Source organism: Shimia sp. MMG029 (assembly GCF_027947445.1).
Lineage (GTDB): Bacteria > Pseudomonadota > Alphaproteobacteria > Rhodobacterales > Rhodobacteraceae > Shimia.
The window spans coordinates 312,376-333,369 of record NZ_JAQJIM010000001.1 but is presented as its reverse complement, the minus strand read 5'-3'; the positions used below and the strand labels follow the sequence as shown (position 1 = coordinate 333,369).

The 20,994-nt window shown below is 57.8% G+C and carries 18 protein-coding genes; 11 read left to right on the top strand and 7 right to left on the bottom strand.

The features are described 5' to 3' along the window. The first annotated feature begins 65 nt into the window (after positions 1-65). Positions 66-1,310: a peptidase T gene (gene pepT / locus PJL69_RS01645; RefSeq protein WP_271308105.1), complete on the top strand. Its 1,245-nt coding sequence runs from the start codon at positions 66-68 to the stop codon at positions 1,308-1,310. A gap of 54 nt (positions 1,311-1,364) precedes the next feature. Here pepT and aroB read toward each other — a convergent pair whose 3' ends face one another. Beyond that, entirely contained in the window at positions 1,365-2,477 is a 1,113-nt protein-coding gene (gene aroB, locus PJL69_RS01640) for a 3-dehydroquinate synthase (protein WP_271308104.1), read from the bottom strand. Next, entirely contained in the window at positions 2,477-3,028 is a 552-nt protein-coding gene (locus PJL69_RS01635; protein WP_271308103.1) for a shikimate kinase, read from the bottom strand. The genes aroB and PJL69_RS01635 overlap by 1 nt, the downstream gene beginning before the upstream one ends. A gap of 119 nt (positions 3,029-3,147) precedes the next feature. On the opposite strand from PJL69_RS01635, the gene PJL69_RS01630 reads away from it, so the two are divergent. The 3 genes from PJL69_RS01630 to PJL69_RS01620 are packed head-to-tail and all read left to right on the top strand — an operon-like array spanning position 3,148 to position 5,847. Further along, complete coding sequence (locus PJL69_RS01630) at positions 3,148-3,300, top strand: hypothetical protein (protein WP_271308102.1); 153 nt, start codon at positions 3,148-3,150, stop codon at positions 3,298-3,300. After that, complete coding sequence (locus PJL69_RS01625; protein WP_271308101.1) at positions 3,297-4,844, top strand: hypothetical protein; 1,548 nt, start codon at positions 3,297-3,299, stop codon at positions 4,842-4,844. The genes PJL69_RS01630 and PJL69_RS01625 overlap by 4 nt, the downstream gene beginning before the upstream one ends. 4 nt (positions 4,845-4,848) lie before the next feature. Beyond that, the gene (locus tag PJL69_RS01620) at positions 4,849-5,847 is read left to right on the top strand and encodes a site-specific tyrosine recombinase XerD (RefSeq protein WP_271308100.1); all 999 of its coding nucleotides are present in this window, start codon (positions 4,849-4,851) and stop codon (positions 5,845-5,847) included. Here PJL69_RS01620 and PJL69_RS01615 read toward each other — a convergent pair. Together PJL69_RS01615 and PJL69_RS01610 are read right to left on the bottom strand one after the other, a co-directional pair. Beyond that, entirely contained in the window at positions 5,763-6,596 is an 834-nt protein-coding gene (locus tag PJL69_RS01615) for a metallophosphoesterase family protein (protein ID WP_271308099.1), read from the bottom strand. The two genes, PJL69_RS01620 and PJL69_RS01615, sit on opposite strands and share 85 nt — an antisense overlap. Positions 6,597-6,732: 136 nt before the next feature. Next, complete coding sequence (locus tag PJL69_RS01610) at positions 6,733-7,437, bottom strand: substrate-binding periplasmic protein (RefSeq protein WP_271308098.1); 705 nt, start codon at positions 7,435-7,437, stop codon at positions 6,733-6,735. A gap of 138 nt (positions 7,438-7,575) precedes the next feature. Between PJL69_RS01610 and PJL69_RS01605 the strand changes: the two genes are divergently transcribed. The 5 genes from PJL69_RS01605 (at position 7,576) to PJL69_RS01585 (ending at position 12,787) form a co-directional block, all read left to right on the top strand. Beyond that, entirely contained in the window at positions 7,576-8,880 is a 1,305-nt protein-coding gene (locus PJL69_RS01605; RefSeq protein ID WP_209097429.1) for an HlyC/CorC family transporter, read from the top strand. 136 nt (positions 8,881-9,016) lie between these two features. Then, a complete protein-coding gene (locus PJL69_RS01600) occupies positions 9,017-9,904 on the top strand; it encodes a DMT family transporter (protein ID WP_271308097.1) in 888 nt (295 codons plus the stop codon). A 152-nt stretch (positions 9,905-10,056) separates the two neighbouring features. Further along, complete coding sequence (eno, locus tag PJL69_RS01595) at positions 10,057-11,331, top strand: phosphopyruvate hydratase (RefSeq protein WP_271308096.1); 1,275 nt, start codon at positions 10,057-10,059, stop codon at positions 11,329-11,331. A 125-nt stretch (positions 11,332-11,456) separates the two neighbouring features. Beyond that, positions 11,457-11,882 carry a cupin domain-containing protein gene (locus PJL69_RS01590; protein ID WP_271308095.1) on the top strand — a complete coding sequence of 142 codons (426 nt, stop codon included), beginning with the start codon at positions 11,457-11,459 and terminating at the stop codon, positions 11,880-11,882. Next, positions 11,879-12,787 carry a fatty acid desaturase gene (locus tag PJL69_RS01585; protein WP_271308094.1) on the top strand — a complete coding sequence of 303 codons (909 nt, stop codon included), beginning with the start codon at positions 11,879-11,881 and terminating at the stop codon, positions 12,785-12,787. The genes PJL69_RS01590 and PJL69_RS01585 overlap by 4 nt, the downstream gene beginning before the upstream one ends. Positions 12,788-12,795: 8 nt before the next feature. Here the strand turns inward: PJL69_RS01585 and PJL69_RS01580 are convergent, their stop codons facing one another. Together PJL69_RS01580 and PJL69_RS01575 are read right to left on the bottom strand one after the other, a co-directional pair. Continuing rightward, a complete protein-coding gene (locus tag PJL69_RS01580; protein WP_271308093.1) occupies positions 12,796-13,905 on the bottom strand; it encodes an anhydro-N-acetylmuramic acid kinase in 1,110 nt (369 codons plus the stop codon). Positions 13,906-14,525: 620 nt separating this feature from the next. After that, on the bottom strand, positions 14,526-16,307 hold the full coding sequence (locus PJL69_RS01575) for an alpha/beta fold hydrolase (protein ID WP_271308092.1): 1,782 nt from the start codon (positions 16,305-16,307) through the stop codon (positions 14,526-14,528). A gap of 188 nt (positions 16,308-16,495) precedes the next feature. Between PJL69_RS01575 and tyrS the strand changes: the two genes are divergently transcribed. Then, a complete protein-coding gene (gene tyrS / locus PJL69_RS01570) occupies positions 16,496-17,749 on the top strand; it encodes a tyrosine--tRNA ligase (protein ID WP_271308091.1) in 1,254 nt (417 codons plus the stop codon). Positions 17,750-17,818: 69 nt separating this feature from the next. On the opposite strand, the gene PJL69_RS01565 is transcribed toward tyrS, so the two are convergent. After that, on the bottom strand, positions 17,819-18,769 hold the full coding sequence (locus tag PJL69_RS01565) for a helix-turn-helix transcriptional regulator (protein ID WP_271308090.1): 951 nt from the start codon (positions 18,767-18,769) through the stop codon (positions 17,819-17,821). A 161-nt stretch (positions 18,770-18,930) separates the two neighbouring features. Here PJL69_RS01565 and PJL69_RS01560 point away from each other — a divergent pair, with 161 nt between their 5' ends. Next, positions 18,931-20,901, top strand: a complete 1,971-nt coding sequence (locus PJL69_RS01560) for a TonB-dependent receptor domain-containing protein (protein ID WP_271308089.1) — start codon at positions 18,931-18,933, stop codon at positions 20,899-20,901. The last annotated feature ends 93 nt before the right edge of the window (positions 20,902-20,994 follow it).

The following is a 20,994-nucleotide window of genomic DNA, read 5'->3' as shown; positions in this document are numbered from 1 at the left end:
GCCCTACCACGCGCGATTTAAGCGTCTTATGTTTTGCACAACTGACATCAAGCCAAGGACATATTGTGCCAGAGTATCCGAATTTCGACAGCGCACTCACCGATCGTTTGGTCGCCTATTGTGCCATCGACAGCCAAAGCGACGAGCATGCCACCAGCACGCCAAGCACCGAAATTCAGCTGGATGTCTCCCGCCATCTGGTGGCGGAGCTGGAGCGCATAGGTGCGTCCGATGTCACACTCACCTCCTACGGTGCGGTGCTTGCCACCGTGCCAGCAACGGATCCTGATTCCCCCACAATCGGCTTCTGTGCCCATGTGGACACCGCCCCACAGTTCAACGCCACAGGTGTGAAACCCCGCGTGATCCGCGCATGGGATGGCACACCCATCACCTATCCAGACAATCCTGATCTTATCCTTTCGCCTGACACCTCCGCTTACCTCAAAGGCAAAGAAGGCGAAGACATCATCACGGCCTCTGGCCTCACACTTCTGGGAGCCGACGACAAGGCGGGCATCGCCATCATCATGACCATGGCAGAGCACCTGCTGACAACGACGGGCCTCAAACACGGCAAGGTGCGCCTGGCTTTTACACCGGATGAGGAAATCGGACGCGGCGTGCACCCGGATCTGCCCGCCGATTTCGGCGTGGATTTCGCCTATACGCTCGATGGTGCACAGCGCGGCACTCTGGAATATGAAACGTTCTCAGCAGACGGCGCCGTGGTCACAATCACTGGCACCTCCGCCCACCCCGGCTATGCAAAAGACAAAATGACCAACGCTCTTCATGTGGCAGCACAGATCGTGGCGGCCTTGGATGAAGCCGGTACCACGCCCGAAACCACCTCGGGCCGCGAGAGCTTCACCCATATCTACGCGCAGGAAGGCGGCAGTTCAGAAACCACTCTGCGCTTCATCCTGCGCGCCTTTGAAATGGACGAATTGGAGGCCCAAGCCGATAGGCTGAAGGGCATTTGCGAAAAGGCAGCAACAGATTTTCCAGGCGCGACTGTCTCCTGTGAAATCACCAAACAATACCGCAACATGCGCTACTGGCTTGAACAGGATATGACGCCAGTGGAGCGCGCACGCGATGCTATTCGCGCCGAAGGGCTGGAGCCCAAATCTGTCCCCATTCGCGGTGGAACAGATGGCTCTCAACTCACCGAAAAAGGTGTGCCCTGCCCCAATCTCTTCACGGGCATGATGGAAATCCACGGCCCACTTGAGTGGATTTCAGCACAAGATATGGCCAGCGCAACGCGTGTCATTCTCAACCTGGTGCAAACCGCTGAAAAATAAAAATAAGCCGACCTCCAGGGGTCGGCTTTCGCCTCAGCTGAGGCTGCGCGGTTTTTAGCGCGCCGCCAGCTCTTGCGCGAGCAACTCGCGCACCACGTCTCGCGGCACATCAGCAGTCACAAAGGCCGCTCCAATCCCGCGCGCGAGGATAAAGCGCAACTGGCCATCCACGACCTTTTTGTCCTGCCCCATCAAGTCAAGCAGCGTATCGGCATCCGGCAAATCGCCTGCAATGTCTTTCAGATCCACCTTCATACCCATGTCACGCAGATGCTGTCGCACCCGGCTTGGATCTTCCTGCGCGCACAGCCCAAGCCGCGCACTCAGCTCAAACGCCATCGCACAGCCCAAGGCCACACCTTCGCCATGCAGCAGACGATCACCATAGCCCGTTGCCGCCTCAAGCGCATGACAAAAAGTATGCCCGAGGTTGAGTAGTGCCCGATCTCCCTGCTCTGTCTCATCGCGCATCACAATCTCGGCTTTCATCTCACAAGAGCGTTTCACCGCGGCAATCCGCGCCGCCACATCACCCTCTGCCAGCTTCGGACCATTGGTTTCAAGCCAGTCAAAAAACGTGGCATCGCCCAGCAGACCATATTTGACCACCTCACCATAGCCTGCGAGGAAATCACGCGCAGGCAATGCAGCCAAAACATCAATATCCGCCAGCACCATCTTTGGCTGATGAAATGCCCCTACGAGGTTCTTACCCAAAGGACTGTTGATCCCTGTCTTACCGCCAACAGAGCTGTCCACCTGCGCCAGAAGGCTGGTTGGGATCTGAACAAACCCCACGCCCCTGCGCAATATGGCTGCGGCAAAACCGGTTAGATCCCCAATCACACCGCCGCCGAGCGCGACCACCAGATCACGCCGCTCTACGCGCTGCGCCAGCAGCCATTCCACGGTTTGCTCCAGATGCGCCCAGCCCTTGGTGCTTTCGCCCGCAGGCAAGACCAGCGCTTCCATGGTGATCCCTGCACTTTTCAACCCAGACCGCAGCGTGTCCAGATGCAGCGCAGCCACGTTTTCATCTGTGACAACACAGACTTGCTTGCGCGCCAGCATAGGTCCGATCAATACCCCCGCCTGCGCCAGCAACCCGGGGCCGATGTGAATATCGTAGGCGCGCCCTTCAAGACCTACATGCACCGTTTCAATCATCAGTTTGCCCCTTCCAGTACATCCGGACGCTTATGGATCAAAGCCTCTGCCACCCGCTCCGCCATCTCGTCAATGCTCAATCCCGCCTCTGCCAACACCGGCAGATCGGCGCGGCTATAGAGCGGCACCCGCGCCGCATAAATCTCTTCAAGAGTTTTTCGTGGATTGTCTGTCCGCAACAAGGGTCTTGTATCCTTGTGTTTCACACGCGACCACAACAGCTCCACATCCGCGTTCAGCCACACCGCGACGCCGCGCTCGGAAATCACAGCCCGGTTGGCCTCTGCCAGGTAGGCACCCCCCCCGGTTGACAGGATGCAACGTTCTTCTTCCAAAAGTCGCCCGATCACCTGGCTTTCTTTCTGTCGGAAAAACGCCTCGCCATCCCGGCTGAAAATCTCTGCAATGCTCATGTTGGCCGCCTTCTCGATTTCTGCATCTGAATCGATAAACGGAACATCAAGTTTGGCCGCCAAAGCGCGTCCAACAGCGGTTTTTCCTGCGCCCATCATGCCCACCAGCACAACGGTTTTCTTCAGTTCGTAGCCCATGAAACGCCCACAATCGGCCAAGCCTTGCTCAAAATTAAGATTTTGGCATTGAATGACGTGATCTTGTGCAAAAGGCCAGTTATAAGTTGAAAAAAACGGGCAGGAATTTGAGGGGATTCATGGGCAAAGTCTTTCGGGCCTTACTGGCTCTGTTGGTTTTGGCGGCAATCGCATTGGTGGTATATGCCTATGTTGGCCCAATTTTTGGGGCCGATTTTTCCGCAAAACAAACTGAAATCCGCATTCCTGTAGAGCTGCAAGGCGAAGAATGAGCCGTCTTAGCGGTCTGGGCACATGGCCCGTTCTGTTCAGCCTCGCTGCTGCGCCGGGCTTTACTCAGAATGCAGACCCAGCCACCTCACCTGAATCCCCGCTGTCTGCCATTGAGTGGCTGAACCCCACGCCAACTGTCACGCTCGACATCGGCCTACCGCCGGAAGAGCCCCCCGTTTCCGAAGGCCTCAGCACACCCGACATTGCGATTTCCTCATTGGACGACAACGGCCATGACGCTGCGGGCCTGCTGCCTTCCTCAGTAACCGGCCTGCCCGCATCGCTCTGGTCTGCCTCTCAAGCCACAGACCTCAGTACGCTGGTGCGTGCCCAGCGCCCAGATGTGCTTCCTGCCATGCAGGCGCTGCTCTACACGCTGCTCTTGGCGGAGGCAGACGCACCGCGCAACGCAGGCGTCGCCAATGAGCTGTTGATTGCCCGCATCGACAAACTGATCGAAATGGGCGCACTCGAACAGGCTGGCGCGCTTCTGGAACGTGCAGGTCCAGACACACCCGCACTCTTTGCGCGCTGGTTTGATGTCACCCTTCTGATGGGAGAAGAGCAACGCGCCTGTGACGCGCTCATGCAAGCGCCGCATCTCGCACCTGATTACGCAGCCCGCATCTTCTGCACTGCACGTTCCGGGGATTGGCGGGCCGCCGCGCTGACCCTCGATACGGCAAAGGCACTTGGCCTGATCTCAGAGGAAATGGATGCTTTGCTGCTGCGTTTTCTTGATCCGGATCTCTTTGAGGGAGAGCCCCTGCTTGTGGCTGCGGGGCCTGTCACGCCACTGAAGTTCCGTCTCTACGAAGCCATCGGCGAGACCCAGTCTACCACCGGCCTGCCCCGCGCCTATGCCCATGCAGATCTGCGTGATACCGCCGGATGGAAGGCCCAGCTTGAAGCCTCCGAACGACTTGCACGCACCTCTGCACTGCATGAAAACCGCCTGCTTGGCATCTACTCAGAGCGCAAACCCGCTGCCTCAGGTATGATCTGGGATCGCGTGGCCGCCCTGCAGGCCTTGGACGCCGCGATTGCAGCAAATGACACAGCCAAAGTTGCAGACACTCTTCCTGCGGCATGGGCCGCGATGCAGCAGGTACACCTCGAAGTGCCCTTTGCACGCATCTATGGGCCAGCGTTGTTGAAGCTGCCGCTTCAGGGTGTGACCGCACGTCTGGCGCGCGACATCGCCCTGCTGTCGTCGGACTATGAGAAGGCCGCCCGCAGCGGCCCACGCGACTTTCTCGCAGGTCTGGCGCTTGGCGCACCACCCCGGGTCACCACCGATCCTGTCCACCGCGCGATTTCTGATGCTTTCCACGGTGCTGGGGTGCCTCAGGAAATTTCAACCATGCTTGCACGCGGCCAATTAGGCGAAGGTATCCTCACGGCCATGTCACTTATGGATGATGGTGCTGCGGGCAATCTCGGCGCGCTGACCGATGCGCTCGCCACATTGCGCGCTGTTGGTCTGGAAGACACCGCGCGCCGCGCTGCACTCCAAATTGCATTGCTGGACACGCGAGGCTGAGGCAATGTCACCCAGCTCACAAAACCTATGGATCGAAACGTTTCTGGACGCGCAAGCCGCTGAGCTTGGTGCCTCCCCCAACACGCTCGCCGCCTATTTGCGCGACCTCACCAGCTTTGTTGAATGGGCCAAGCGTCGCTCCATCTCATTTGAAACCGCGACTCAGGCCCAGATCGAAGACTATTTGCTCTTTTGCGACGCAGAAGGATTGGCCCAATCCACGCGCGCACGCCGCCTCTCTGCACTCAAACAGCTCTTTCGGTTTGCCTTTGAAGAAGGCTGGCGAGACAGCAACCCCGCCATTCAGATCCGCGGCCCGGGACGGTCCAAGCGCCTGCCCAAAACGCTGGAAGTCACAGAGGTCGATGCCCTGCTCAAGGCCGCCCGTGAAACAGGCCGCAACTCGCAGGATCGCCTGCGCAACACCTGCCTGATGGAATTGCTCTATGCCACTGGCATGCGCGTGACCGAACTCGTAAGCCTCCCTGTCGCAGCTGCTCGGGGCAATCCTCAAATGCTTCTGGTGCGCGGCAAAGGCGATAAGGAGCGCATGGTTCCGCTATCCCCACCCGCGCGCGAGGCGCTCTCTGCGTGGCTCTGCGTGCGCGACCGTGCAGAAGAGGACAAACAGACCAAAGGCAAGCCAGCCTCTCTGTTTCTCTTCCCGTCCCGTGGTGCGCTGGGTCACGTCACCCGCAATTGGTTTCACACCCTAATCAAAGATCTCGCGATCACCGCAGGCGTGCCACCCGAAAAGGTTACGCCCCACACTCTGCGCCATGCGTTTGCCACCCACCTTCTGGCCAATGGCGCAGACCTGCGTGTGATCCAAACACTTCTGGGACACGCCGATCTCTCGACCACCGAAATTTACACCCACGTGCTGGATGAACGTTTGCATGAGTTGGTGACAACCCATCACCCGCTGGCGCGCGAAGATGAAAGTCGCACAGAGAGTGGCACCCGCAAGTCCTCAGGCAAAACGTCCTCCGAAGGCCAATAACCGCTCACAAGCCCGTCATGGTAGCCTTGTGTCAGCCCTGCTTTCTGCATTTTCCGAAACGCCTGTGCTGTGTCATAACGCAAGGTATGAAACGTCACCGTTTTTCCATCAAACACGGCGTATCGCGTGGCTTGCCCACCATCATGCGGCGGCATGCCAATCACACCTGCATTGATCCAACGCACAGTGTCAATTTGGCGCTCAAAGGGGATACCGCAATGCCCCGCCAGCACCACATCCACCGCACCAACTTTGTCTGTGAGCGCCGCAATTTCCTCAGTAAATGCGCTCTCCGGTGACGTCTCCCACAAAAACCGCGCCACATCCGTGACGCCGCCATGGATCACCGCCACTCGCTGCCCAGCCAATTCGAAACAAACGATGTCGGGCAGTCCCGCCATCCAGGCCCGCGCAGCCTCGTCCACTTGCTGGGCGGCATAGCCATACCACCCCGCGGAAAGCAGATCACAAGTGGTACCTTCCTCAAATCCACACCCGCAGTCCGCCGCGCCACTGGCCAGCTGGATCTCGCAGTTCCCAGCAACCACAATTGCGCCGCTCTCCCGCACAGCGGCCACGGTTTCTGCTGGCTGCCCGCAATATGCAACCACATCTCCTGTGCATATCAGATTGCGCCCCGCGATACCCTGCGCGCGGGCCTCTTGCAGAACCGCCTGAGTTGCCTGCAAATTCGAATACGGCCCACCAAACACCAAAACCCGGCCTTCAAGCCTCCCCAAGTCCTGCATCTTCTGCACCCCTAAGTGATCTTTGCTCCAGCTCTATCCAATAGGACCTCAGTCCCCCAATCACAAATCCGCCAGTCCTACACAAAAGGCCAGAGCAAACGCTCTGGCCTCACAAGTCTCGCACTAAGGCAGCGACTTACTTATACTTCGCAACCATCTGGGCCTGGGTGCCATCGTCCATCATCGCATCCATGGCCGCATCAATCTTTGCGACGGTCTCCGCCGGGGTGCTCTTTGAGCAAGCGATGAAAAACTCATCGCGAGACACTTCCAAAGCAACTTCAAGATCATCATTTTGCGCAGCAATGGCCGTCGCACCTTCTTCTCCGAGAATGAGGTAATCAAGACGCCCAGCACGCAGCTTTCTCAGCGTTTTTTCAAGATCAGGTGCAGTATCGACCTTTGCTGCCCCAAGTTCCTGCAACAACTGAATGGTGAAGTCGCCTGTCTGTGTGCCAATCGTTTTGGTCAGCGCAGCTTCCAGCGTGGCAACCTCTGCGTTTTCACCCGCACGCTGCACCAGATAGGTGCTCTCTACATACATAGGTCCCGCCCATTGGAATTTGGGCTCACGTTCCTCTGTACGCGCCGTTGAAAACACACAGGTGTTTTCGTCTTTCTCAGCCAACGCAATCGCGCGACTCCATTTAGTGATCTCAACCGAATGAGACAGCGCCGCGCGCGCGGCAACTTCGTGAATCAAATCAATGCCATGACCAACGGCTTCACCGTTCTCTATCCAAGAATATGGTGCATAGTCTTCGGTCAAAAATGACACTTCGGCGTCACCCGCAACCGCAACGGCTGGCAGCGCCATCGCACAAAAAATAAGGGCTTTCATAAGCCTGAGTCTCCCACTTCTATCTCTGTGCGCCCCCTCTAAGCTCGCGTCGTAAAATAAGGCTTAACAGCACAGCAGCCCCTTGATCCGACTTCCCCCTGCACCCATAACGAATTTGACACGTCAAATGAGGATCTTATGGAGCCCGCAACGTCTATCGACACCGCATTTTGGATCACCGCTGGGGTGATTTTATTTTTGCTCATGCTCTCAGGCTTCTTTTCGGGCTCTGAAACCGCGCTCACAGCCGCCTCGCGCGGCAAGCTGCGCACGCAGGCCGACAAAGGCAGCCGCGGTGCGCAACGCGCCCTAGCGGTGACAGAGGACAGCGAGCGGCTGATCGGCTCTGTCCTTCTGGGCAACAACCTCGTGAATATCCTCGCAACCTCGCTCGCCACCGCGCTTTTCACACGCGCCTTTGGCGAAGGTGGCGTGGCCATGGCCACCTTGGTCATGACGCTGCTGGTTCTGATCTTTGCCGAAGTGCTACCCAAAACCTACGCCATAACCCGGCCCGAAGACGCCGCCTCCACCGTGGCAGGCCCGATCAGCTTGATTGTCACCGTCTTCTCACCGGTGGTATCTGCCGTGCGCATGCTGGTGCGCGCCGTGCTGCGCCTTTTTGGCGTAGAAACGGACCCGGACAGTCAAATTCTCGCCGTGCGTGAAGAAATCGCCGGCGCCATTCAGCTCGGCCACTCCGAGGGAATCGTGGAAAAAGAAGACCGCGACCGTATCCTTGGTGCGCTCGACCTGTCTGACCGCACCGTCGAAGAGATCATGCTCCACCGCTCAGGCATCGAAATGATCAACGCAGATGACAGCCCCGCTGACATTCTCAATCAGTGTCTGGAAAGCAACCACACCCGCCTGCCTGTGTTCAAAGATGAGCCGGAAAACATCATTGGTGTGGTCCACGCCAAAGACCTGTTCCGCGCAATGTATCGCCGGGTGCGCGAGGCCGACACGTCGCCAGAACGCATGACTGACATCGTCTTAGATGAGGTTGCCAAAGAGCCCTATTTCGTGCCCGAAACCACTGCGTTGGACGATCAGATGCGCGAATTTTTGCGCCGCCACGCGCACTTCGCGCTTGTCGTGGACGAATACGGCTCGCTTCAGGGCCTGATCACGCTTGAGGACATCCTTGAGGAGATCGTCGGCGAAATCACCGACGAGTTTGACGAAGATGGCGACCATCAGATCAGTAAATCAGAAGATGGTCAGTTCCTGATTGAAGGTGCCATGACCATCCGTGATCTCAACCGGGCAACCGATTGGAACCTGCCAGATGATGAGGCCAACACCGTTGCTGGTCTGGTGATCCATGAGGCGCAGATGATCCCAACGGTCGGTCAGGTGTTCTCCTTCCATGGCTTCCGCTTTGAAGTCACAGGCCGCGAGGCCAACCGCATCACCGGCCTGAAGATCCGTCCACTCTAGGCGCAGCCCTTCCCACAGGCCCATTGCGTGATATGCCGTATCACCAAAATGAATGGGCCTGTGTCGCGTTCTGACTTGCCGACAACTCGCCTAGACGCCACTGCTGCCAGGACACTCGCGCGGCACAGGCTCCCCCATGCAAAACGTACACGGCATCCTCATCATCATCGCAGCCATGCTTGGCTTCACGCTTGAAGACATGTTCATCAAGGCGCTATCGGCCAGCCTGCCTGTCGGCCAAATCTTGATGTCGCTTGGGATTGGATCTGGCGGCGTTTTTGCAATCCTCGCCATCGCGCGCCGTGATCGGATTTTTGTGCCGGCGGCCTGGTCACCCATCATGATGTTGCGCACGCTGTCCGAAGCCCTTGGCGCTGTGCTCTTTGCCACAGCCCTTGCCCGGGTTGATCTCTCTACTGTGGCCGCGGTGTTCCAAACCCTGCCGCTCGTGATCACACTTGGCGCAGCACTTTTCCTTGGCGAGGCCGTCGGCTGGCGGCGCCTCACCGCGATCCTTGTTGGTTTCTTCGGCGTCATGCTGATCATCCGCCCCGGCACAGCTGGCTTTGATCCCAACGCCCTATTGGTGCTGGGCGCTGTGCTGGCCGTCGCTGTCCGCGATTTGATCACCCGCAGAATTGATGCCTCTGTCTCGTCCTTCGTGGTTTCTTTCCAGAGTTTTGCATCGCTGATCCCTGGCGGTATTTTGCTGCAAATGCTAAACACCAGCACTTATGAAGCGCTCAGCCCCTCGCATCTCTCAATGTTTGCAGGTGCCGTTGTTTTTGGCGCAGCGGGCTATTGGGGCGTCGTCACCGCCCTGCGCATTGGCGAAGCATCCGTTGTTGCGCCCTTCCGCTACTCTCGCCTGCTGTTTTCCATCCTGATCGGTATGCTGGTGTTTTCAGAGCGCCCCGACATGCTCACGCTGCTTGGGGCAAGCCTGATCATTGGGTCGGGTCTCTTCACCTTCTTGCGCGAACAGCGGCTCGCCCAAACCCACCACACAGCCCAAAGCGCTTGATCGCCTTCAGCAAAGCGCTCAAAAAGCAACGCTGCCCAACTGTTAGCCCTAACCTCAATAAAAACCACCGTTAGCGCTACCAAATGCCGTTTACTTTTGGGCCTGCCCTGCTATAGCTGCCTCAACATTTGATCAGCGCAGGGACGCCCAGAATGAGCACCATCATTGATATCTTCGCCCGTGAAATTCTCGACAGCCGTGGCAACCCCACCGTCGAAGTCGACGTGATCCTCGAAGACGGCACCATGGGCCGCGCCGCCGTGCCATCCGGTGCCTCAACCGGCGCACATGAAGCGGTTGAAAAGCGTGATGGCGACAAATCCCGCTACATGGGCAAAGGCGTGCTTGAGGCGGTCAACGCCGTGAACGGCGAAATCGCTGAAGCTCTGGTGGGCATGGACGTGACCGAGCAGGTCGCCATTGACGCCGCAATGATCGAACTCGACGGCACCCCAAACAAAGGCCGCCTTGGCGCCAACGCCATCCTCGGCGTGTCACTCGCAGCCGCCAAAGCCGCCGCAGATCATACCGCACAGCCCCTCTTCCGCTATGTGGGCGGCACTTCCGCGCGCGTTCTGCCGGTTCCAATGATGAACATCATCAACGGCGGCGAGCACGCCGACAACCCGATCGACATCCAAGAGTTTATGATCATGCCTGTCTCCGCGGCCAACATCCGCGAAGCCATCCGCATGGGCGCTGAAGTCTTCCACACCCTGAAGAAAGAGCTGTCTGCGGCAGGCTACAACACCGGCATCGGCGATGAGGGTGGCTTTGCACCAGCGCTTGAAAGCACCCGCGTCGCGCTGGACTTCATCAAAACCTCCGTTGAAAAAGCCGGCTACAAACTGGGCGAAGACATCTACCTCGCCCTCGATTGCGCCTCTTCTGAGTATTACAAAGACGGCAAATACGAGATGGTCGGCGAAGGCAAATCCCTGACCTCCGCAGAAAACGCGCAATACCTCGCAGACCTCTGCAACGACTACCCAATCATCTCCATCGAAGACGGTATGGACGAAGACGACTGGGAAGGCTGGAAACTGCTGACCGACATGATCGGTGACAAGGTACAGCTGGTGGGGGACGATCTTTTCGTGACCAACCCAACCCGTCTGGCGGACGGCATCGCGCAAGGCGTGGCCAACTCCATGCTGGTGAAAGTGAACCAGATCGGCTCTCTGACCGAGACGCTCAAGGCCGTCGATATGGCCCACCGCGCACGTTACACAAACGTGATGTCTCACCGCTCTGGTGAAACAGAAGACGCCACCATCGCGGACCTCGCTGTGGCCACCAATTGCGGCCAGATCAAAACCGGCTCCCTGTCGCGCTCTGACCGTCTGGCGAAATACAACCAGCTGATCCGCATCGAAGAAGCGCTGGGCGAAACCGCGGAATACGCAGGCCGCTCGATCCTGAAATAACCGTAGGGTGCGCACCCACTGCGCACCAACACACCACACGAAAGGCGGCTCCATGAGCCGCCTTTTTTCTTGCGCTTTGCGCATCATGTGGCCCTATTGGGCCAAAAGAACTTGGACTTACCCAAATGACCGCCGATCAAATCATCGCCCAGCTCAATCTCGCCCCGCACCCAGAGGGCGGCCACTACCGGCAGACATGGATCGCCGATGCCCCCGATGGCGCCCGCCCCGCTGGTACAGCGATCTATTTCCTGCTGAAGGCAGGTGAGGTCTCTCATTGGCACCGCGTCGATGCCGCCGAAATCTGGCACTATTACGCGGGCGCGCCGCTGATCCTGTCGCTCGCAGAAACCGAGGCTGGTCCGGCGCAAGATCTGACCCTTGGCCCGGATCTCGCTGCAGGCCAGCTGCCCCAGCACATCGTGCCGCCCCATCACTGGCAGGCCGCGCGCAGCACGGGTGACTGGACGCTGGTCGGCTGTACCGTCTCTCCTGCCTTCCAGTTTGAAGGGTTTGAGCTTGCCGCCCCCGGCTTTGACATCCCGCGATGAGCACCCCACTGAGCCACAGGGAGGCCCTTGCCCGCCTCTCGCCCGCGCGCCGCAGCTTGCTGCAAAGTCGCTCTGACGCCGCGGGCCTGCGCCACCTTGCGCTCTATCTCGGTGCACTGCTTCTTTGCGCGCTCTGGGTCGGCCTGCGCGCGCCGCTCTGGCCGCTGATGCTCCTGCCGCTCGGCGTGCTCTGGGTGTTTCTCTTCACGCTCAGCCATGAATGCACCCACGACACGCCCTTCGCCACCCGCTGGATCAACCGGGCGGTGGGCCATGCCTGCGCTCTGCCACTGATGCTGCCTTTCACATGGTTTCGCGCCTTTCATATGGCGCATCACAAATTCACCAACGATCCACAACGCGACCCCGAGCTGGCCGGCGGCCCACGCCCGGACACATGGCGCAGCTATCTGCTTTACCTTTCCGGACTAAGCTACTGGCAAGCTTCCGCAAAAACGGTTTTTCAGAACGCATTCGGTGCGCTGAATGCGCCCTATCTGCCAGCTCGAAAACAGGCCACCATGCGCCTTGAGGCGCGCATCCTGATCGCGCTCTACAGCCTCATCTTCGCCAGCCTGCTGGTCTCACCACTCATCTTCTGGATCTGGATCCTGCCCTGCCTGATCGGCCAGCCCTTCCTGCGCGCCTATCTTTTGGCAGAGCACGGCCGCTGCCCGCCGGTGGCCAATATGCTGGAAAACTCCCGCACCACCTTCGCCAACCGTCTCGTGCGCTTTCTCGCTTGGAACATGCCCTATCACGCAGAGCATCACGCCTTCCCGAATGTGCCCTTCCACCAGCTCCCGGCGCTGCATGAAGACTTGAAAGCCCATCTGCAGAGCACGTCAAACGGATACACGGCGTTTCATAGCGACTACCAAGCCAGCCTCACGCCCAAGCAATAGATCGGGCCTCACCCCTGCGGCACACTGACCGTACCACCGCCCACCATCGCCACCACACCGGTTGTGCTTGGCGCAGAGGTCGGAAGGCCGCGCGCCACGCGCACCGCCAGATAGGCAAAAGCCTGCGCCTCCAGCATGTCGCCATCCAGTTCCACCTCTTCAACAGGCACCACCGGACAGTCCAGCGACACCCGCAACATCTCCATCAGCACCGGGTTGTGCCGCCCGCCCCCGGTCACCAGCACGCGGCTTGGCGGCACCGGACAATGTACCATCCCCTGCGCGACACTGGCGGCACACATGGCTGTCATCGTGGCCGCCGCATCTGCATCAGACAGCTCACGCACCAGATCCATCATTTCCGGAAAGTCATTCCGATCCAGAGACTTGGGCGGCATACGCGCGAAATATCCCTCTTGCAAAAACAGCTCCAGGGCGCCCGTGGCCACGGTGCCCTGCGCGGCAATCTTCCCGCCTTCGTCAAACGCCAGCCCACGCCGTGCACGCAGCAAATCATTCAGCGGCGCATTTGCCGGCCCGGTGTCAAACGCCAGCAAAGCCCCCTCTGCCTCTGGCCCCTCTTTGCGCGGATCCACCCATGTGATGTTGCCAACACCGCCCAGGTTCAAAAACGCCACCGGCTCACAGGCGCCAAACCACTTGGCACAGGCAAAATGAAAAAACGGCGCAAGCGGTGCGCCTTCTCCCCCCAACTCCACGTCAGCACTGCGGAAATCCCAAACCACAGGCACACCCAGCGCCTCAGACAGCGCCTGCCCGTCGCCCACCTGGCACGTGCCACGGCCCCGTGGCTCATGCGCAAGCGTCTGACCGTGAAAACCAATCAGATCAATCTCTTCAAACCGGCCCAGAACCTCTGCATGTGCCGCCTCAATGACCTTGGCCGCTGCCGTCGCTTCAACGCCGCCCCAATGGCCAAGCGCCTTGGTCAGCACAGCCTGTTCATCTGCAGAATAGGCCCGATACTCACTGGGTCCAAAGCTATGAATTGTGACGCCGTCGGTTTCCACCACTGCTGCATCAACCCCATCCAAAGACGTGCCCGACATGGCGCCCAGCGCCACCTGAACCGCGTCAGCTCCCTGACCTTTCGCCATGCCTGATCCTTCCGCTCACCTCAGCGCCCGGCTTATGCGCCGGTTTGGCCAACTCATAAAGGATCAGCGCCCCACCACGCCACAACAAAAAACACGCCTTGATGAAAGGCTGAGCACGGGCACCTGTCTCAGGCCAATCACCAAGGCGTGGAAACAAAACATCTGGCACTCTGTCGGCTCGGGCAAGTTGGGGATCCCGAAAGACACAGACAGAGGGAATTAATTGCCTCCGTTTTGATAGTTTGAATTCAGCTTCATCCTGCCCCCGATTGCCGCAAAACCAACGCAGATCCAGAACACTTGAAACCGAAACGACCCAAGATTGAAACCGAGCCAAAGCCCAAACAACTCAAGTATCGCCTCAAAAATAATGAGGGCAAAAACCTGATGTTCTGACTGCTGATCATGTGGAATGAGATCAAAATATAATTGGTCAAATAGAGTAAAAATCCCAATGCGCCAAAGACGATGAAGATCGAAACAGGGAAAGCATGTAAAACATAAAAAATGAACTCTAACACAACAAAACACACCTTCTAAAATATGGTGCTCTTTCTTCACTGATACAGTGCTTAAATGACCCCAGCTTGCCCCCCTATCCCCAATTGGGGACAAACCGCCTAAAGGTCTGCAATCTCGTAAGTAGTCGCACCGACATCCATCTCAACACCAGCCGCACGGGCAATCAGCCAAGGCCAGTTTTCAATATGATGATAATGCCCCCTGCCCGCCAATACCGTAAGCTGCGCATTAGGCAACTCTGCGCAAAGCGCCTGCGCCCCTTTCAAGGGCGCAACATTGTCATCCGGGCCCTGATAAATCTCGACAGGCACCTCAATGGTTGCCACATCGAAATCCCACCCCTGCACATTCAGAACGTTTTCCTCCACCATACCCCGCATACCGGCAGCCGTGCGCAAAGCCAGCATGTCCGCTGTGCGTTTGCGGATCACTGGATGGGATAACAATCGAATGTCATCAACGCTTTTAGCGCGTTTGCAATATCGGTCGAAATAGCGATCCGCATTCTGCAAAATCGAGCGTACAAGGAAAGGAATGATTTGACGCAGCATGGATGGCCAGTACCGCCCCAAGATGGCCGACATATGATAAAACTGATCCAACTCACGCCAATTTTCATGTCGATAGTTCGGATAGCACGCTGAAGACATCACAAGTTTGGTCACGCGGCCTTTCAACTCATGGGCAATCGCCAAGGCAGAGCCGTTGCCATAGGACACAGACATCGCCCCCACTCTTGCCAATCCCAGTTGATCCAACAACGCAGCCACGTCGTCAGCAAAATCCCGCAGACTTTCCATTGGCGCAGGATCAGACATGAAACTGCCGGGGCGACAGGGGCAAATCACCTGCACGTTCAGCCGCTCCAATATGGCATGACAGCGGTCCGGAAATCCCAGCACATCAATTGTCACCCCCGCCAGCGCATCAAACACCAAAACGGGTTTGGCGTCTTCTGCTCCCAGACGAAAGTACTCAAGTTTGCGCCCATCTGCCAAAATGATGCTGCGGCGCACCTGTGACGCGCGTCTGGCCTGAGGTGTCGCCTCTCGCACCACTTTTAATGGGGAACCTGCCAGAACAGCCGCCAGTTCACTGCGACTGCCCGTGTTGGTTTTCTCATAAATTCGCTTCAGATAGGTCCGTGCAGTCTCGTAAGAAACGCCCATTTGCGCCGCAATCTCACGCAGATCGCCGGGCAAGCCAATGTGGCGCAGGATCTCTGCCTCCCGCCGGGTCAAGCCGTAAGACTGGGCAAAAAACGCAATCCCCGCCGCGTTACACCCATCTGAAGCCAATATGACATTGGCCGCATGCGGTGGAAACCCAATCCGGGCGGCGTCTTCTCTGGGCAGCAACACCACATTGGCCGCCTGCCCATGACCTGTGTGAAAGGCACTGGCCTGGCCGGTTTTACGCACACAGCGCAACGCCTGTGCCAGCCCCTGCGGCGCCCCGCCTTCCATAGGGAGCAGCAAGTGTTCCTGTGCCATCAGTGGCGCAAGCGGCAACACATCCTGCATTGCATGATTGGAGAGCAGAACACCCCCTTCTTCATCCAGCAGTGCAATACCGAAAGAGAAACTGTTCAAGACCGAAGACAGGTTGCTTTGCTGCTCTTGCAGGCCAACAATGCGCTCTGAAATCTGAAACGCCCGCCGCACATGCTGCGAAAGATGCTCCAATGCAGACGCATCTGTTGTGGGCAGTGTTGCACCGCTCTTGTGCGCCTTTGGCCCATCGGCATCCGCGATCAGCGCGTCCTCATCCAATGCCGGCTGAAGAATTTCTGCCAGCTCAAGTATAAGTTCCGGCCACAAAGAGTTGTCCAAAGCCGCTTCATAAACCAAATGGGTTAATTGATCGAAATCTCGAACCATGCATCCCAACAACAAAACAAAATCAATGTGTTTTCATACCGAAAATCAAAAGGGCGCTACAGTCGGACAATCCTGACCATTGAGTCAAAATCGCTGCGCCAAAGCCCATCTGCCACCTATAAAGAGCGCTTACAACTTCGCGCCCAAGGTGCTAGGAGGGGGCAAACCTTGAAAAGATGAGTGGACGTATGACCTACCAGCCCAAATCGGATTTCCTCACCGTGATGCTAGAGCGCGGCTTTGTGGCCGATTGCACAGATTATGAAGGCTTTGACAAAGCCCTCTGTGCCGGCGTGGTTCCCGGCTATATCGGCTTTGATGCCACGGCAAAATCCTTGCACGTCGGCTCGCTCATCCAGATCATGATGCTGCGCTGGTTGCAGAAAACCGGCCACAAGCCGATCACTTTGATGGGCGGCGGCACCACCAAGGTGGGCGACCCTTCGTTTCGCGCAGATGAGCGCCCACTGCTCAACAATGCCCAGATCGACGACAACATCGCCGGCATCAAAAAAGTCTTCGCCAAATACCTCGACTACGGCGATGGAGACACAGATGCGCTGATGCTCAACAACGCCGAATGGCTCGACGATCTGAACTACCTCGAATTCCTGCGCGACATCGGCCGCCACTTCTCGGTAAACCGCATGTTGTCCTTTGAGAGCGTAAAATCGCGTCTGGATCGGGAACAATCCCTCTCCTTCCTCGAATTCAACTACATGATCCTGCAGGCCTATGACTTCCTGGAGCTCAACCGCCGATACGGCTGTCTGGTGCAGTTCGGCGGCTCCGATCAATGGGGCAACATCGTCAATGGCATCGACCTCACCCGCCGTGTGGATGAGGGCGGCCTGTTTGGTCTCACTTCGCCGCTGCTGACCACCTCTGATGGCAAGAAAATGGGCAAAACCGCCGACGGCGCGATCTGGCTCAATGCGGATATGCGCAGCCCTTATGAGTTCTGGCAGTTCTGGCGCAACACCACCGATGCTGACGTCGGTCGCTTCCTCAAGCTCTACACCGAAATGCCGGTGGAGGAGTGCAACCGGCTTGGCGCGCTGGCGGGCAGCGAAATCAATGAGGCGAAAATCATTCTTGCCAATGCGGTGACCACGCTCTGCCACGGCGCAGAGGCCGCTGCCACAGCCGAAGCCACCGCACGCGAAGTCTTCGAAAAGGGCGGCGTTGGCGATGATCTGCCCACCGTGACGCTCACCTCCGAGGACCTCGGCGACGGCATCTCCATCGTGCAGCTGATCGTGAAATCCGGCCTCGCAAAATCCGGCAAAGACGCCAAGCGCCTGATCAAGGAAAACGGCGCGAAGCTTGATGACGCACCCCTGACCGACGCCGGGTTGATGATCGACGCAGCCGCGTTGGCCGCTCCAATCAAACTGTCAGCCGGCAAAAAGCGCCACGCGTTGGTGCAGCTTGACAGTTAAGAGTGCCAGACACGCACAGGCAGACATCAAAGGCCCGCAAGATCTGCGGGCCTTTTTACATGGGGCGCTTTAAAACGCGTAATTCGCAGGTCTGAAATGCGAAGGAGGCGCCCCAAATTCGCGCGAAAAGGCGGTCGCAAAGCTCTCAGCAGAGCGGAACCCCGCGACCTCGGCAGCCTCAGCCACTGACATCTGACCCAGTGAAATCTTATCCCGCGCCATCGAAAGGCGGAGTTTCTTGGCAAAATGCAGTGGCGCGCAACCATGCCGCTTTTGCACCAATCTGCGCAGCGAAGACGGGCTTAACCCACTCGCGCGTGCAAGCCCATTCAGGCTCGGAATAGGACCGGGCAGCCGTGCCAAGTCGGTAAACCGTGCCAGTTGATCTTGTTCCCGCTGTGTTAGATGAGGCGTTTCAGTAGCCCCGCCTAGCTTTTTGAAACTTGAAGACAACAAACGCAGCACATTGGCCTCTGCATCGAGTTTCGCAAAGGGATCAGAAAAACTCCGGCAGGCCGCAAGCTCTTCTAGAATCCCAAGATCTTGCTGGCTCGCATTCCATTCCAAATGCCCTCCAGCGAACCCATGACGCGCGCGGGTTGGCAGAGCAATGCCATAGGCATCCAGCCATTCATGAGACAAAGAGATACTGATTTTCCGCACGTATTCATCCAACGCACTGCGCCGATCAAATCTCAGCGGCTCTTCAACCGAGGACAGCACGAACTTGACGGGCGCGCCCTTGCCTCGCCCCAACCCCATAGACTTACCATCAAGCAGGGCTTCGGTAGATCCCTCAAGAAAGCAAAGCAGGACAGCTCCAGGTTGGCGCACAGAAGACATCTCAAACGGCCGGCGCGCGCGAGCATTCAGCGTGTGCAGCCCGAGGCCTTCATGAAATTCCACTGCAGTCACCAGCCCGTCAAAAATCTGAGAATGGGGTTTGTCGTTCTGTCGGAACCAAGCCAGGCGTTCATCAACCTGAACGTTTCCTGATCTTGAAGTTTGTACATACGTCATAGGGGCTCTTTGAAAACCGTGGGAACAAGAAGAGCTCGATGGTGGATTCTGGTCAGATCACAAAGGTTTCTGAACACATCACAAAGATGGCCATCTGGCGAAGGTTCACTCAGCACTCTAGTTACCTGACAATAATAGTCAATAAAATGAGAGGACAAATCATGGCCCATCCTTTGGTGCGTCTGAGTCTTTTGGCATCCACGGCGCTGTGCACCCCGCTTCTGGCGGGTGCAGCCTCGGCACAAGACACAGGCGAATTGTTTGAACTTGAAGACATTCGCATCGAATCCGATGATGCGCAGTCAGTGTTGGGCAACCACGAGGTATCCGAAGAGGACATCGAACGGCGCAACCCTGCGTCCATCAGCGATGTCTTTGATGGCGAATCTGCAATCAGCGTCAGCGGCGGTGCAGCGATCGCCAAAAAGGTCTTTGTAAACGGCATCGAAGAAAGTCTGCTCAGCGTGACAATCGACGGTGCACGGCAAAACAAATCGGCCTTCCACCATACCGGAAATGTGCTGATTGATCCCGGCCTCCTGAAAGCTGTGGAGATTTCCTCTGGTCTGGCCCCTGCCGATGAAGGACCCGGCGGCCTGGGCGGCTCCATTGCATACACCACCAAAGACGCAGCCGACTTGCTTGAGGCTGGCGACAGTTTTGGCGGTCAAGTCACTCTGGGCGGCGGCGACAATGGGTTTGGACTGCGCTCAGCCCTGACGCTTTATGGTCAGTCTGGTGGATTTGACTACGTTCTTCACGGCGCACAGCAAAACGGGAGCGATTACAAAGACGGCTCCGGCACCACCGTTGAAGGCACAGAACCGGACATCAGCGACTATCTCGCCAAATTCTCCTACACATCAGAAACCGGTCATCGCGTGGCCTTCTCCGCCTCAGAAACCCGCGACACCGGCAACCGCGCCGCACAGGTCGGCCCGGGGCCATTCGTGTTCATTCGTCCGGATTTCAGCGGCCTGACCTCCGGCCCCAACCAGATCATCGACGCCTTGGCAAGACGCAGCTCCTACGCTTTGACCTACACCAAAGAGGACGCCACCGGTTGGTTCGATCCTTTCTTCCAACTTGCCTACAACGAGCAAGAGATCGACGCCGGAGACGGCTGGGGAGAGAACACGAGCTTTAGCGGCACCTTCAAAAACAACTTTGCGCTCTCAAATGGCAGCGTCAGCGCGGGCCTCGACTTCTTTAATGAAAAGGCCGAAGGGCGCACCGTCAGCAGCATTTCTCCCGCCCGCTTCGGTGGACGAGAGGAAATGAAGAACATTGGCGTCTTTGTGCAGGCCAGACAGGACTTGGGTGCACGCACCTCAGTCTCCTACGGCGCCCGGTTTGACGCCCAGGAGTTTACGGGAGCCGACAACTCCGAGCATTCTGATCAGGGCTTCAGTGCCAACGCAGCCATCGACTACCACCTGACAGACACGCTGACACTGAACGCAGGTATTGCTTCGACCTTTGGCGGCTATGCTTTGGGCGAAGCCATGATCATCAACTTCTTCACACCGTGGAACTATGACGGTTTCACCACCGCGCGCAGCAACAGCGCACGCCTCGGCCTCCGGTTTGACAACGGCCCATGGGTGGTCAGCGGCGCATTGTTCCACACCGAAATCGATGACCTCGCAGCGGTGTTCCCCGCGGGCGGCGCACGTGGGTTCCTCAGAGACGTAAAAACACAAGGTTTTGACGGCTCCATTGCCTATGCATGGAACACGGGTTTTGCCCGCATGAACTACACTTTCGCAGATGTCACAGAAAACGGCGACACCATCGGCTCACGTGCTTATCACCGTGGTCGTCCATTGGGCCATCTGATTGCACTGGAAAGTGCGTGGCAACCTTGGCAGGGCTGGACCCTTGGCGGCACCGCAGAAATCGCGCCCAAATACAGCGATGCAAACATGCCCGCCTATTCGGTCTGGAACGCCTATGCGGAATATGTGCCACCGACCATGGACAACCTGCGCATCCGTCTGGATCTCCGCAACCTGTTTGATGAAACCTATGTGGCGCGTGCAAATGACTCCGCAGGGGACACAACCAGCCGCGCGATCCCAATGAACGAGCCGGGCCGCACTATTGCGCTGACCGCCACAATGCGGTTCTGATCCAGCTATCTTTGACTGCCAACCGAAAGGCCCGCCACCCGCGCGGGCCTTTTCTAGTTGGACGCACATTTTGCCCGCTGCGCAAAAGGCAGC